The following is a 13716-nucleotide window of genomic DNA, read 5'->3' as shown; positions in this document are numbered from 1 at the left end:
GTACCGCCACAACGATTCATTCTCTGGAGCCCCCGAGTGAGCAAGCGCACCTTCCAGCCGAACAACCGTCGTCGTGCCAAGACCCACGGCTTCCGCCTGCGGATGCGTACCCGTGCCGGCCGCGCCATCCTGGCGAACCGTCGCAGCAAGGGCCGCGCCGCCCTCTCCGCGTAACAACGCGCAGGTTGTGACGTCGTGCTGTCTCCCGAGAATCGGCTGAGGCGGCGCGAGGACTTCGCGAGCGCGGTACGCCGAGGACGCCGGGCAGGACGCCCGCTCCTCGTCGTTCACCTACGTACCAGCGGTTCAACGGACCCGCACGAGCCGGGGGAGAATGCTTCCCCGACGCGTGCGGGTTTCGTCGTCAGCAAGGCCGTGGGCGGCGCCGTGGTGCGCAACAAGGTCAAGCGCAGACTGCGCCACCTGATGCGCGACCGGCTGTCGGTGCTGCCCGCCGGTAGCCTGGTGGTGGTACGGGCGCTGCCCGGATCGGGTGACGCCGGCGCCGACGAACTGGCGCAGGACCTGGATGCCGCCATGAAGCGGCTGCTGGGAGGCGTGGCTCGATGAAGTACCCGCTGCTCGCATTGATCAAGCTGTACCAGTGGACGATCAGTCCGCTGCTCGGGCCGGTGTGCCGCTACTACCCCTCGTGTTCGCACTACGGGTACACGGCCATCGACCGGCATGGTGCGGTGAAGGGGACTGCCCTCACCGCCTGGCGGATCCTGCGGTGCAATCCGTGGTCCCCCGGCGGCGTGGACCATGTCCCACCTCGTAAACGCCCGCGTTGGCACGAGCAGCTGCGCAGTGCGTTGCGTCGACCTCGCAATGCTCAAGGAGCCTGATTAGTGGACACGATTGCCAGTCTGTTCAGCTTTATCACCTGGCCTGTCTCATGGGTCATCGTCCAGTTCCACAAGCTGTACGGTGCGCTCTTCGGAGAGGACAGTGGGTGGGCCTGGGGCCTGTCCATCGTGTCCCTGGTGATCCTGATCCGTATCTGCCTGATCCCGCTCTTCGTGAAGCAGATCAAGGCGACGCGTGGCATGCAGGCGCTCCAGCCGAAGATGAAGGCGATCCAGGAGCGCTACAAGAACGACAAGCAGCGTCAGTCCGAAGAGATGATGAAGCTGTACAAGGAGACGGGCACCAACCCGCTCTCCTCGTGCCTCCCCATCCTGGCGCAGTCGCCGTTCTTCTTCGCCCTGTACCACGTGCTGGCGAACATCGCCAACGGCAAGACCATCGGTGTGCTGAACCAGCAGCTGGTCGACAGCGCTCGTGAGGCCGAGATCTTCGGTGCGCCCATCGCCGCCAAGTTCACCGACAGCGCCGAGAAGGTCGCCAGCCTGGGCGCTTCGATCACCGATGTCCGGATCGTGACCGCGATCATGATCATCCTGATGTCGCTGTCGCAGTTCTACACCCAGCGTCAGCTGATGCAGAAGAACGTGGACCTCACGGTCAAGACGCCGTTCATGCAGCAGCAGAAGATGCTGATGTACATCTTCCCGGTGATCTTCGCGGTCATGGGTATCAACTTCCCCGTCGGTGTCCTCGTCTACTGGCTGACCACCAACGTCTGGACCATGGGTCAGCAGATGTACGTGATCAACCAGAACCCGACGCCGGGCAGCAAGGCGCAGGACCAGTACCTGACGCGGCTGCTCAAGAACGTCACCTCGCACGGTGAGCTCAAGAGCCGGGGCAAGAAGAAGGTCGTCGCGGCGATCGTGGCCAAGGGTCCGGACCGCAACGACAACGAGCGCAAGTTCATCGCGGCGCTCACCAAGCAGGGTCTGGCCGCGCAGGCGGACGGTTCTGTGATCAAGAGCGTCGAGGCGACGGTGGACGTGGATGCGGCGAGCGGCGGGCCCAAGCGGCAGCAGCCCAAGCGGCAGTCGAAGTCCCAGCGCCAGACGCCGCCCGGCAAGCCCTCGACCAAGAAGTAAGAAGGAGTCATCCCGTGACGGAAGGCACCACCTCCGCCGCTGCCGAGGCTGGCGACACCCTGACCCGCCTCGAGCAGGAGGGTGAGATCGCGGCCGACTACCTCGAGGGGCTGCTGGACATCGCCGACCTGGACGGCGACATCGACATGGACGTCGAGGCGGACCGCGCCTCGGTGTCGATCATCAGCGACTCGTCCAGCCGTGAGCTGCAGAAGCTCGTCGGCCGTGACGGTGAGGTCCTGGAGGCGCTGCAGGAGCTGACCCGGCTCGCCGTGCACCGGGAGACCGGGGACCGCAGCCGGCTGATGCTGGACATCGCCGGGTTCCGCGCGAAGAAGCGCGAGCAGCTCGCTGCCCTGGGCGCGAAGACCGCCGACGAGGTCAAGGCCTCCGGTGAGCCGGTCAAGCTCGACCCCATGACGCCGTTCGAGCGCAAGGTCGTCCACGACGCCGTGGCGGCCGCGGGTCTGCGCAGCGAATCCGAGGGCGAGGAGCCGCAGCGCTACGTCGTTGTGCTCCCGGCCTGATCGGTTGCGTGTTTGTTTTCTCGGCCCCGTCTGTGTCGCAGACGGGGCCGAAGTTTGTCAGCCTGATAACTCAGAGTGCGGTACGGAAGGACGGTTCCCGTGACGGAAGCAGCATCGGAGCTCCTCCCCCCGGCGCCCGAACAGGCGCGCGCGGTGTTCGGTGAGCGTTTCCCGGAGGCTGTCCGGTACGCGGAGCTGCTGGCGGACGCGGGCGTCAAGCGGGGCCTGATCGGCCCCCGTGAGGTGCCGCGTCTGTGGGAGCGGCACCTGCTGAACTGTGCGGTGCTGGCAGAGGCGGTCCCTCAGGGAGTGACCGTATGCGACGTCGGCTCGGGGGCCGGACTGCCGGGTATCCCGTTGGCCCTGGTCCGCCCGGACCTGAAGATCACGCTGCTGGAGCCGCTGCTGCGGCGGACCACCTTCCTACAGGAAGCGGTCGAGCTGCTGGGCCTGGACCACGTGACCGTGGTGCGCGGCCGGGCCGAGGAGATGCTGGGCAAGCTGCAGCCGGTGCACGTGGTCACCGCGCGGGCCGTGGCTCCGCTGGACCGGCTCGCCGGCTGGGGCGTTCCGCTGCTCCGTCCGTACGGGGAGATGCTGGCGCTGAAGGGGGACACCGCGGAGGAGGAGCTGGTGGCGGCCAAGACGGCGCTGACCAAGCTCGGTGTGGTGAAGACCTCGGTGCTCCACGTCGGCGAGGGAGTGGTCGATCCGCTGTCCACGCTGGTGCGGGTGGAAGTCGGCGAGAGCCCCGGCGGTGTGCGGTTCGCGGCCAAGCGGGCCAAGGCGGCCCGTGCGGGACGGGTCCGACGCCGGCGCTGAATGCCCGGCTGCTCCGTGTTGGTCTGCCTTTCGGAGTGTCGTGGCAGGCAGGCGACCCCGTCCGTGCATCGTGTTTCACGTGAAACGTCGCTCGCTGTTGCACGGGATCTTCAGCCGGATGTCCACAACGGTGGATTCATCCACAGGAGTACCGGCCCCGCTGGTTCGCGACCCCGAAGGCATGGCAGGCTCTGTTCAGCGCGAGCCTGATGCTGATGTCGAGGAGAGTGAATCCGTGCGGTCAGACGCCAACCTCGCGGGGCCGATGGCCGATCCGGTCCCCGGCCCCCGCAGCGAGTCGGCGGGTGGCGATGTTTCACGTGAAACATCGCCACCCCCGGTGGACAACGACACCCCGATCGGCCGGGCCGCCCAGCTGGCGGTGGAGGCCCTGGGGCGGGCCGGAGAAGGACTGCCCCGTCCCGAGCGGACCCGGGTCATCGTGGTCGCCAACCAGAAGGGCGGCGTCGGCAAGACCACGACGACCGTGAACCTGGCGGCTTCCCTGGCCCTGCACGGCGCCCGCGTCCTGGTCATCGACCTCGACCCCCAGGGCAACGCGTCCACCGCGCTGGGCATCGACCACCACGCCGAGGTGCCGTCCATCTACGAGGTGCTGGTGGAGAGCCGGCCGCTGCTGGAGGTCGTCCAGCCGGTTCCGGACGTGGAGGGGCTCTTCTGCGCGCCCGCCACGATCGACCTGGCCGGTGCGGAGATCGAGCTGGTGTCGCTGGTGGCCCGCGAGAGCCGGCTGCAGCGGGCCATCCAGGCGTACGAGCAGCCGCTCGACTACATCCTCATCGACTGCCCGCCCTCCTTGGGCCTCCTCACGGTCAACGCCCTGGTGGCCGGTGCCGAGGTGCTCATCCCGATCCAGTGCGAGTACTACGCGCTCGAGGGACTGGGCCAGCTGCTGCGGAACGTGGACCTGGTGCGCTCGCACCTGAACCCGGCCCTGCACGTGTCCACGATCCTGCTGACCATGTACGACGGCCGCACCCGGCTGGCCTCCCAGGTCGCCGAGGAGGTGCGCAGCCACTTCGGCAAGGAGGTGCTGCGCACGAGCATCCCGCGCTCGGTGCGCATCTCGGAAGCACCGAGCTACGGTCAGACGGTTTTGACGTACGATCCGGGGTCCAGTGGTTCCCTCTCCTATCTGGAGGCGGCGCGGGAGATCGCGTACCGGGGCACGAACCATATGCACGATGCAGCGGAGGGGATCCAGTGAGCGATCGACGTAGAGGGCTGGGGCGCGGTCTTGCCGCGCTGATCCCCGCGGCCTCGCCGGAGCAGGACGGCCCGGTGATGGGGGCGGGCTCGGTCTCCCCGACCGCGGTCCCGGTGCTGCCGGCGGAGCGGGGTGTGGCGGCGGCGAAGCTCGCCTCGCTCGCAGAGGCCGATGCCGCCCGTGCGGCGGAGGCGGCGCAGGCTTCGTCGGAGCCGGAGAACACGGTGGCCGGGGCCTCGTTCGCGGAGCTGCCGCTGGACGCCATCACCCCGAACCCGCGGCAGCCGCGTGAGGTGTTCGACGAGGACGCCCTCGCCGAGCTGGTGACCTCGATCCAGGAGGTCGGTCTGCTGCAGCCCGTGGTGGTGCGGCAGGCCGGGGCGGACCGCTACGAGCTCATCATGGGCGAGCGCCGCTGGCGGGCGTGCCGGGAGGCGGGCCTGGAGCGGATCCCGGCGATCATCCGGGCGACCGAGGACGAGAAGCTGCTGCTGGACGCGCTGCTGGAGAACCTCCACCGGGCTCAGCTGAACCCGCTGGAGGAGGCGGCGGCGTACGACCAGCTGCTGCGCGACTTCGGCTGCACCCACGACCAGCTGGCGGACCGTATCGGGCGGTCACGCCCGCAGGTGACGAACACGCTGCGGCTGCTGAACCTGGCGCCCAGGGTGCAGAACCGGGTTGCGGCGGGCGTCCTCCTGGCAGGTCACGCGCGGGCGCTGCTGGCCGTGAAGGACCTTGAGGAACAGGACCGGCTGGCCGCGCGGATCGTGGCCGAGGGCCTGTCGGTGCGGTCGGTCGAGGAGATCGTCGCCCTGATGGCTCCGGCCACCGAGTCGAAGGCGAAGCCGAAGGGGCCGCGGGCCGGTGCCCGGGTGTCCCCCGCGCTGAGCGAGCTGGCCTCGCGGCTGTCCGACCGCTTCGAGACCCGGGTGAAGGTGGACCTGGGCCAGAAGAAGGGGAAGATCACCGTCGAGTTCGCGTCGATGGAGGACCTGGAGCGGATCCTGGGGACGCTGGCGCCGGGCGAGGGCCGGGTGCTGGAGCAGGGAACCGCGGGGGAGTAGCTCCCCGCCGTGCCGCCCCACGGGACGTGAGGAAGGGCGGGCCACGCCGGTCGTCGACCGGTGCGGCCCGCCCTTCGCCCTTATACGATGCGTCCATGGGTCGTCGGCTGGTACCGCTCACGCTGGACAACCTGCAGGACCTGCCCAGGGGGTGCCGGTCCTGTGTGTTCTGGGAGCTGGATCCGGTCAGTGGCGAGGCCGCGGTGAAGGCGGGTACTCCGGAGCTGGAGAAGGAGGCCTGGATCTCCGCGGTGCTCCTGGAGTGGGGGTCCTGCGGCCGCGTGGTCTATGTGGACGAGGTCCCGGTGGGGTTCGTCCTCTACGCGCCCCCCGCCTATGTGCCGAGGTCCACGGCCTTCCCGACCAGTCCGGTGTCCCCCGACGCGGTGCAGCTGATCACGGGCGCGATCGTCCCGGAGTACCAGGGGCAGGGGCTGGGGCGGGTGATGGTGCAGACGGTCGCCAAGGACCTGCTCCGGCGCGGCTTCCGGGCCATCGAGGCCTTCGGCGACGCGCGCTGGGAGGGGCCGGGGTGTCTGCTGCCGGCGGACCATCTGCTGGCGGTGGGCTTCAAGACGGTGCGGCCGCACCCGGCCCATCCGCGGCTGCGGCTGGAGCTGCGTTCCACGCTGTCGTGGAAGGAAGACGTGGAGATGGCGCTGGACCGGCTGCTGGGCGGCGCCCGGAAGGAACCCGTACTGCGCCCGTTGTGAGTGCTGCCGACGGGGCCGGCCGGAAACGCGGGACGGGGCCGCACCTCGCCGGTGCGGCCCCGTCCCGTGCGTGAGGGCGTCAGCCCGCCTTGACCTGGATGAAGCCGTCCAGGTCGCGCAGGATGGCGGCCTTCGGCTTGGCGCCGACGATGGTCTTGGCGACCTCGCCACCCTGGTAGACGTTCAGGGTCGGGATCGACATCACGCCGTACTTGGCGGCCGTGCCCGGGTTCTCGTCGATGTTCAGCTTGACGATCTCGATCTGGTCGCCGTACTCGGCCGCGATCGCCTCCAGCGACGGGGCGATCTGGCGGCACGGGCCGCACCAGGCCGCCCAGAAGTCCACCAGCACGGGCTTGTCGCTGGCGAGGACCTTCTCGTCGAAGTCGTCGTCGGTCACGTTCTTCAGGGTGCCGGCCACAGCGGCCTCCTTCTTCTTACTGCGGGGTGTGGGGTGGGGTGGTTCGGGTTCAGACGGTGGCCGCGGCCTTCTCGGCGTCCGTGAGGGCGGCGAGGAAGCGCTCGGCGTCGAGGGCGGCGGAGCAGCCGGTACCGGCGGCCGTGATGGCCTGGCGGTAGGTGTGGTCCACCACGTCGCCGGCGCCGAAGACACCGGTCAGGTTGGTGCGGGTGGAGGGCGCCTCGACCTTCAGGTAGCCGTCCTCGTCGAGCTCCAGCTGGCCCTTGAAGAGCTCCGTGCGCGGGTCGTGGCCGACGGCGATGAACAGGCCGGTGACGGCCAGCTCGGAGGTCTCGCCGGTCTTGGTGTTGCGCAGGGTGAGGCCGGAGAGCTTGGACTCGCCGTGGATCTCGGCGACCTCACTGTCCCAGGCGAACTTGATCTTCGGGTCGGCGAAGGCGCGGTCCTGCATCGCCTTGGATGCGCGCAGGCTGTCACGGCGGTGCACGATGGTCACGGACTTGGCGAAGCGCGAGAGGAAGGTGGCCTCCTCCATCGCGGTGTCGCCGCCGCCGACCACGGCGATGTCCTGGTCCTTGAAGAAGAACCCGTCGCAGGTGGCGCACCAGGAGACACCGCGGCCGGAGAGCGCGTCCTCGCGCGGCAGGCCGAGCTTGCGGTGCTGGGAGCCGGTGGTCACGATGACGGCCTTGGCGCGGTGGACCGTGCCGGCGGTGTCGGTGACGGTCTTGATCTCGCCCGTGAGGTCGACGGTGACGATGTCGTCGGGGACCAGTTCGGCACCGAAGCGCTCGGCCTGCGCCCGCATGTTGTCCATGAGGTCCGGGCCCATGATGCCGTCGCGGAAGCCGGGGAAGTTCTCCACCTCGGTGGTGTTCATCAGGGCGCCACCGGCGGTGACGGCACCTTCGAAGACCAGGGGCTTGAGCGAAGCGCGTGCGGTGTACAGGGCTGCCGTGTAGCCGGCCGGCCCGGAGCCGATGATGATCACGTTACGGACGTCGCTCACGGGTGCTTTCCTCGTTTCTGCGGACTTCGCTGATGCCTACCGGGGGCCGGTGCGGACTCTCACCCCACCCAACGGATCCTACGGCGCGTGCATTCCCGGGTTGTCCCCGTGACCGGAGTGCGGGCGTCAGGTGCGCGTGTAGGTGGCCTTCAGCAGTGTGGTGCCCGCAGCCGCGCCGGGGGTCTTCTCGCAGGTGGAGTCGACGATGAAGGCATCGACACGGGCGGGGTCGCCGGGGTGCGGGAGGACCACCAGGTAGACCTCGGCCCCCTTGAAGGTCCCCCGTTCGGCCGCCAGCGGCGGCTCGCCGGCGCGGCCGGTGCCCGCCCGGACGCACTGCGGCACCTCGGAGACCAAGGGCACCTTGCTTCCTGCCGAGCGGTCCTCCGGAGCCGTGAGCCCCGGAGCGGTGCTCTCCAGGAAGGTGGTCTTCTCCCCCGGTTCGGCCTGGGGTGCCGGGCCGCCCAGCAGCTGCCGCACGCTCACCGGAAGTCCTTCTTCGGTGAAGGTGCCGGCCGGGGACGCGGCCTGAGCGGTGCCCGCGGAGCGCGCGGTCTCCGTGGTGGTGGCGTCATGGACGGCCGTGGTCGAGGGGAAGCCGCCGGACAGGTAGATGCCGAGGACACAGGCGGCCGCGGCGGCCAGGGCGCCGAGAGCGGCCATCCGGCGGCGGGCACGCACCCGGCCCCGCCCGGGGCCGGTGCTGCCACCGGCGTGCCCGGCGGGTGCGGTGCGGGGGGCGCGCACTCCTGCGGCGGGCGATGTTTCACGTGAAACATCGCGTGTCGCTGCCGGGCCGGAGCCCGCGGCGCCGGGGGCGTCCGCCGTCCGGGTGGCGTCCTCCGCGTCCTCCGTGTCCTTCGCGGCCTTCGCGGCCTCCGCGGCCGGCGTGGCTGTCGCGGTGGTTGCGGGACGCGGCTCCGGGGTCTCGGGTGCCGTCCGGTCGAGGAGGGCCTCCGCGGCGAGCGCGGCGTCGATGCGTCCGGCGATGTCTGCGGGCATGCGGGCGGGCCCCGGCAGGGTGCCGAGCAGGCCGCGGATCTCCTGCAGGGAGGCGCGGACGTCCTCGCAGAGGGCGCAGTCGGTCAGATGCCGGCGGATCTCCGCAGTGCGGGAGGGAGGGAGCAGACCTTCGGTGAGGTCGGAGATCTCCGAGACGTCAGGGTGCCGGATCGTGCCGGGCGCGTCCGTTGTGGGGCTCACGTTCGTCCACCTCCGTCCTTCACAGCATTCGGGTCCCTGGGTTCTGCTGCCGGTGGGACGGGCGTCCCCTGCGACCGGTTCCTTCCCCGCTCGGAGGTGGTGTTATCCACGGGATCGGTGCGCAGATGAGTGAGCATCGGGACGAGTTTTGCCCGGCCACGGGCGCAGCGGCTCTTCACGGTCCCGGTGGGCACGTCGAGGATCCGGGACACCTCGGCCACCGAGTAGCCCTGCATGTCGACGAGGACCAGAGCGGCCCGCTGCTCCGCGGGCAGGGTGGCCAGGGCGGCCAGCAGCTGCCGGTGCAGGTCCTGCCGCTCGGCGGGGGCCTCGGCGGATTCGTGGGGCTCCAGCAGCCGCTCCAGCCGGTCGGTGTCGTCCAGCGGCGAGGTCCGCCGGGTGGCCGCCTTGCGGGCCCGGTCGAGGCAGGCGTTCACGGTGATCCGGTGCAGCCAGGTGGTGACGGCGGAGTCGCCGCGGAAGGTGTGGGCGGCCCGGTAGGCGGAGACCAGGGCGTCCTGGACGGCGTCGGCGGCCTCCTCGCGGTCGCCGAGGGTCCGCAAGGCGACGGCCCACAGCCGGTCGCGGTGTCGGCGCACGAGCTCGCCGAACGCGTCGGCGTCCCCGGCGACGTGCCGCGCCAGGAGTTCCCGGTCGCCGGCGCCGCCGGGTGTGACCTCGTCCAACGGTGAGCCCCCTCCCCTGCTCCGTGTCAGCCGGTGAACTTCACGTCCGTGATGCCCTGCTTGTAGCCGGCGCCGCTGAACTCGCTCTGGCCGGACATCGGCATGGCCGTGATCCACAGCACCACGTAGCGGGTCTTGACCGGGTCCTTGGCCGTCAGGTTGAGCGCGTTGTCGGAGGTGGTGCCGTTGGCGATCTTCTGCATCGAGGAGACCGGCGTCGACGAGGACATGTTCTTGGCCGCGTACAGGCTGATCGTGGTGTGGTTCCCACCGTGCTTCAGCGCTATCGAGGCGGCCTTGACCTCCTGCTCGGAGCCGAGGTCGTAGACGATGCCGACGCCGTCCTTGTAGGCGCCCAGGTCGGGCCCGTCGCTGAAGCTCTTGGTGCGCCAGTAGCTGGACGCGTCCTTGTCGTGGCTCTTCCGGACGCCGTCCCGGTCCTGGGCCTTGCCGTCCGGGTAGTACTCCTCGGCGTCCTGGATGGTGAGCGCCACCGGCTCCTTCTGCTCCGGGGCCTCGTTGCCGTTGTTCGCCGGAGGCTGGTTCTGGCTGGTGTTGCTGCCCTGGTCGCTGCCCCTCAGCAGGGTGTCCGCGAGCTGCCAGCTGCCCAGGCCGAGGGCGGCGATGAGGAGGGCGGCGACGCCCCACTTCAGGACCCGGCCGGTACGGCTCTGCAGCGGCGGCGGAGGCACCGCGATCGCGGTGGTGGCCGTGCCGGGGCGGGGCGCGCCGTAGCTGCCCTGCTGGTAGGTCGTGTGCTGGTACTCGGGCGGGGCCGTGAACGCGGGCTCCGGGGGCCGGATGCGGGGCATCGCGGCGACCGCCTTGGCCAGCTCCTCCGGGGTGGTGCAGGCGGGCTCCTGCCGCGAGGCGGTGGCCCCGTCGTTGGCGAGGGCGCGCATGGCGAGTTCGCCCAGGCCGCGGTGGACGCCCGCGCGGACCTGGTCCGGCGGGATCAGGCCGACGCCCTTGGGCAGGCCGGAGAGGCCGTACGCGTCGGTCTCGTACGGCCAGCGCTGGGTGAGGGCGGCGTACAGCAGGGCGCCGATGGCCTCGGTGTCGGTGCGCTGCGGGCTGTCGCTGGTGATGCCGCGCAGGGCGGCGTTCACGGCGAGGCCGCGGATCCGGTACTGGCCGGTGGAGGTGCGCAGTATCGCGCCGGGGGTCAGGCGCAGGTGGGAGAGGCCCTCGCGGTGTGCGGCGGCCATGGCCTGGGAGACCTGGCTGACGAGCTGGTAGGCCTCGTGGGGCTCCAGCGGGGCGACGGCGAGCAGGGCGGTCAGCTCGGTGGCGTCCGGGAGCCACTCGTGGACCACGTAGACGAGGTCGTTCTCCTCGACGGCGTCGAGGACCTGGACGAACCGGGGGTCGCCGAGCAGTGCGGAGGAGCGGGCCGCGGCCAGCACCGAGCGGGCCCGCGGGTGGTCCGCGGGCAGCAGGTGAACGCCCACGGCACGGCGCAGTTTCTCGTCCATCGCACGCCAGCTGCTGAATCCGTCCAGACGGGTGACGCACTCTTCGAGGCGGTACCGTCTGGCCAGCTTGTGGCCGCTGTGGAGTTCGGGGGCAGGTGTGGCCGCGGAGGCCGCGGCGGTCCTGCCCTGCTGGGGTGAGCCCTCCGAACCCGGAGCGGGCTCGTCCGCGGCGTGTCGGGTGTCCTGGGTTTCCGCCCCGTCGGCCGTGGCCTTGGCCGCCTGAGCGGCCGGCGGTTGGTCGCCGCCGTTGTCGGCCACGTCGACGGCAGCCGTGCTACGTTCCGCCACCGTCGTTCCTGCCTCCCCATCCGTTGCACGCTGTCGGCCAGTCTGCGAAGCCATGCCAATTGTGCCCACAGTCCGCCGCTATGCACGACACGCGATGGGGGCCGATGGTTGCGCTCATCAGCGACCCAGGCGTCCGCGCACCATCCCGACCATGGCGTTGAGCTCCTGGATCCGCATGCGCTTGGCGGCGGTGAGGAATACGGCCGCAAGGAGGATTCCGCCGACGACGAGCGCGGTGAGGGAACCGAGTACTCCGCTGCCCAGGAAGTGGGTGACGCCCCAGGCCGCCGCCCCGGCCACCAGGGCGGCCGGCATGCAGGCCCCGGCGAGGCGGGTGTAGGTACGGATGACCTGGGCGCCGTCGAGGTCGCCGCCGAGGCGGTTCTTGAGGCGGCGCCAGGCGACGCCCACGCCGACGGTGTAGCCGAGTCCGTAGGCGGCCGCCATGCCGACGACGGCCCACCGGGCGGGCAGGACGAAGAAGGCGGCGGTGGACACGGCGGCGTTGACGCCGGCGACGATCACCGTGTTGTAGAAGGGCGTCCGGGTGTCCTCGTAGGCGTAGAACCCGCGGAGCACGACGTACTGCACGGAGTACGGGATCAGGCCGAGGCCGAAGGCCATCAGCACGTAGCCGATGTTCTGGGCGCCGGCGCCGGATCCGGCGTAGAGCAGGGTGGCCATCGGCACGCCGAGGGCGAGGAAGGCGAAGGCGCAGGGGACGATCGCCACGGCCGAGGTGCGCAGGCCGTAGGAGATGTCGTCGCGGACCGCGGCGGCGTCGCCGTCGTGGGCGGAGCGGGAGATACGGGGGAGCACCGCGGTCATCACGGAGACCGTGATGATGGCCTGCGGCATCTGCCAGAGCAGCAGCGCGTAGTTGTAGGCGGTGATACCGGTGCCGGGGTGGCCCTGCTTCTCGGCCACGGAGCCCGCCCAGGTGGCGAGCTGGGTGACGACGACCAGGCCGACCTGATTGGCGAGGACGAAGAAGAAGGTCCACTTGGCCAGGCGGGCGGCCTTGCCGAGGCCGTGGCCCCGCCAGTCGAACCGCAGCTTCGGGGAGAACCCGGCGTCCCGCAGGTAGGGGAGCATCGCGAGCGCCTGGACGGTGAGGCCCAGCAGGGTGCCCAGGCCCAGCAGGCGGACCCCGTCGGCGGTGACCGTGGAGGCGGTGACGCCGGAGCTGGTGAACCCGCCGAAGGCCCAGATGAACGCGCCGAAGGTGGCGATGACCACGATGTTGTTGAGGACCGGGGTCCACATCATCGCGCCGAACCGGCCGCGTGCGTTGAGGATCTGACCGAGGACCACGTGCACGCCCATGAAGAACATGGTCGGCAGGCAGTAGCGGGCGAAGGCGACCGCGACTTCCATCTGCTTCGGGTCGGAGGCGATCTTCGGCGACATCATGGTGATGAACAGCGGAGCCGCCAGCACGCAGACCGTGGTCACGCCGGCGAGCAGGACCACCACGAGGGTCAGCAGCCGGTTGGCGTACGCCTCTCCGCCGTCGTCGTCGTTCTTCATGGCCCGCACCAGCTGCGGGATGAAGACCGCGTTGAGCGCGCCGCCGCCGACCAGCACGTAGATCATCGTCGGCAGGGTGTTGGCGACCTGGTAGGTGTCGTTGAAGGTGCCGACGCCGATCGCGGCGGCGATCACCAGGGTGCGCAGGAAGCCGGTGATGCGGGAGACGATCGTGCCGGCCGCCATCAGGGCGCTCGACTTCAGCAGGCTCGCGGCCTTGCCGGCCGGCTTGGCCGGGGCCGGAGCCGCCATCGGGGCCTCCTCGGCCGGCGGGCGGGGCGCCGCCTGCTGGTCCCGGTACAGGTGCGCGAAGGCGTCCGGCTCCCGCTCCTCGGTCTCGGCGGCCCCGGTGACCAGGGAGTCCACCCCGACGAACTCGGTGGTGGCGGCCTGGTCCCCGTACGGCATGCGCCGGGACAGGGCGTCCGGCTCGGGCGGCGGGGTCTGCGCCCACACCCGCGGGTCGGGGGAGTACGGGGAAGCCGCCGGAGCGGCGTACAGCGGGCCGGGGTCCTGATAGGTGCCGGGTGGTGGCGGTGGGTGCGAGGCCCGGTCGTAGAGCGCCTCGCCGACCGGGTCCTGCGCGGACAGGTCCTGCGCCCGGTACGGGTCGTAGGCGTACGCGTCCGTGACGTACGGGTCTCGGTCCGGTGCGGGGGCAGGCGGCGGCACCTGCCCCGGCGGGGTGCCCGGGGCAGTGCCCTGGGCGGGTGCGGGCCCGCCTGCGCCCTGCGCGCGGTCACCCTCGTACGGCGCGTTCATGAACCCCACCTCATCGTCCCCAGGCCGACC

The 13716-nt window shown here is 70.7% G+C and carries 15 protein-coding genes; 9 read left to right on the top strand and 6 right to left on the bottom strand.

Annotated elements, in window-relative coordinates:
* The first annotated feature begins 36 nt into the window (after positions 1-36).
* The 9 genes from rpmH to AC067U_RS09935 all read left to right on the top strand — a co-directional run bounded on the left by rpmH (position 37) and on the right by AC067U_RS09935 (position 6312).
* Entirely contained in the window at positions 37-174 is a 138-nt protein-coding gene (rpmH, locus tag AC067U_RS09975) for a 50S ribosomal protein L34 (RefSeq protein ID WP_018547628.1), read from the top strand.
* A gap of 21 nt (positions 175-195) precedes the next feature.
* Entirely contained in the window at positions 196-570 is a 375-nt protein-coding gene (gene rnpA / locus AC067U_RS09970; RefSeq protein WP_478829153.1) for a ribonuclease P protein component, read from the top strand.
* On the top strand, positions 567-848 hold the full coding sequence (gene yidD, locus AC067U_RS09965) for a membrane protein insertion efficiency factor YidD (RefSeq protein ID WP_150208749.1): 282 nt from the start codon (positions 567-569) through the stop codon (positions 846-848). The genes rnpA and yidD overlap by 4 nt, the downstream gene beginning before the upstream one ends.
* A 3-nt stretch (positions 849-851) precedes the next feature.
* Positions 852-1955, top strand: a complete 1104-nt coding sequence (gene yidC, locus AC067U_RS09960; protein WP_478829152.1) for a membrane protein insertase YidC — start codon at positions 852-854, stop codon at positions 1953-1955.
* Positions 1956-1969: 14 nt separating this feature from the next.
* On the top strand, positions 1970-2482 hold the full coding sequence (locus AC067U_RS09955; protein ID WP_478829151.1) for a Jag family protein: 513 nt from the start codon (positions 1970-1972) through the stop codon (positions 2480-2482).
* A 99-nt stretch (positions 2483-2581) separates the two neighbouring features.
* Complete coding sequence (gene rsmG / locus AC067U_RS09950; protein ID WP_478829150.1) at positions 2582-3304, top strand: 16S rRNA (guanine(527)-N(7))-methyltransferase RsmG; 723 nt, start codon at positions 2582-2584, stop codon at positions 3302-3304.
* Between the two features lie 181 nt (positions 3305-3485).
* Positions 3486-4532, top strand: coding sequence for a ParA family protein (locus AC067U_RS09945; RefSeq protein WP_478829149.1), 1047 nt, complete (start codon positions 3486-3488; stop codon positions 4530-4532).
* Complete coding sequence (locus AC067U_RS09940) at positions 4529-5599, top strand: ParB/RepB/Spo0J family partition protein (protein WP_478829148.1); 1071 nt, start codon at positions 4529-4531, stop codon at positions 5597-5599. The genes AC067U_RS09945 and AC067U_RS09940 overlap by 4 nt, the downstream gene beginning before the upstream one ends.
* Before the next feature lie 95 nt (positions 5600-5694).
* Complete coding sequence (locus tag AC067U_RS09935; protein WP_478829147.1) at positions 5695-6312, top strand: GNAT family N-acetyltransferase; 618 nt, start codon at positions 5695-5697, stop codon at positions 6310-6312.
* Between the two features lie 79 nt (positions 6313-6391).
* On the opposite strand, the gene trxA is transcribed toward AC067U_RS09935, so the two are convergent.
* The 6 genes from trxA to murJ all read right to left on the bottom strand — a co-directional run bounded on the left by trxA (position 6392) and on the right by murJ (position 13686).
* The gene (gene trxA / locus AC067U_RS09930) at positions 6392-6733 is read right to left on the bottom strand and encodes a thioredoxin (protein ID WP_478829146.1); all 342 of its coding nucleotides are present in this window, start codon (positions 6731-6733) and stop codon (positions 6392-6394) included.
* Positions 6734-6782: 49 nt separating this feature from the next.
* Entirely contained in the window at positions 6783-7742 is a 960-nt protein-coding gene (trxB, locus tag AC067U_RS09925; RefSeq protein ID WP_478829145.1) for a thioredoxin-disulfide reductase, read from the bottom strand.
* Positions 7743-7868: 126 nt separating this feature from the next.
* Positions 7869-8945: an anti-sigma factor gene (locus tag AC067U_RS09920; protein ID WP_478829144.1), complete on the bottom strand. Its 1077-nt coding sequence runs from the start codon at positions 8943-8945 to the stop codon at positions 7869-7871.
* Positions 8942-9631 (bottom strand): RNA polymerase sigma factor SigM, encoded by a 690-nt coding sequence (gene sigM / locus AC067U_RS09915; RefSeq protein WP_478829143.1) that lies wholly within the window; start codon positions 9629-9631, stop codon positions 8942-8944. Before sigM ends, AC067U_RS09920 begins: the two co-directional genes overlap by 4 nt.
* 26 nt (positions 9632-9657) lie before the next feature.
* The gene (locus tag AC067U_RS09910; RefSeq protein ID WP_478829142.1) at positions 9658-11394 is read right to left on the bottom strand and encodes a protein kinase family protein; all 1737 of its coding nucleotides are present in this window, start codon (positions 11392-11394) and stop codon (positions 9658-9660) included.
* 117 nt (positions 11395-11511) lie between these two features.
* Positions 11512-13686 carry a murein biosynthesis integral membrane protein MurJ gene (gene murJ, locus AC067U_RS09905; RefSeq protein ID WP_478829141.1) on the bottom strand — a complete coding sequence of 725 codons (2175 nt, stop codon included), beginning with the start codon at positions 13684-13686 and terminating at the stop codon, positions 11512-11514.
* Between the last annotated feature and the right edge of the window lie 30 nt (positions 13687-13716).

Source organism: Streptomyces sp. NPDC043853 (assembly GCF_056436025.1).
This window is presented reverse-complemented; position numbering and strand designations above follow the sequence as displayed.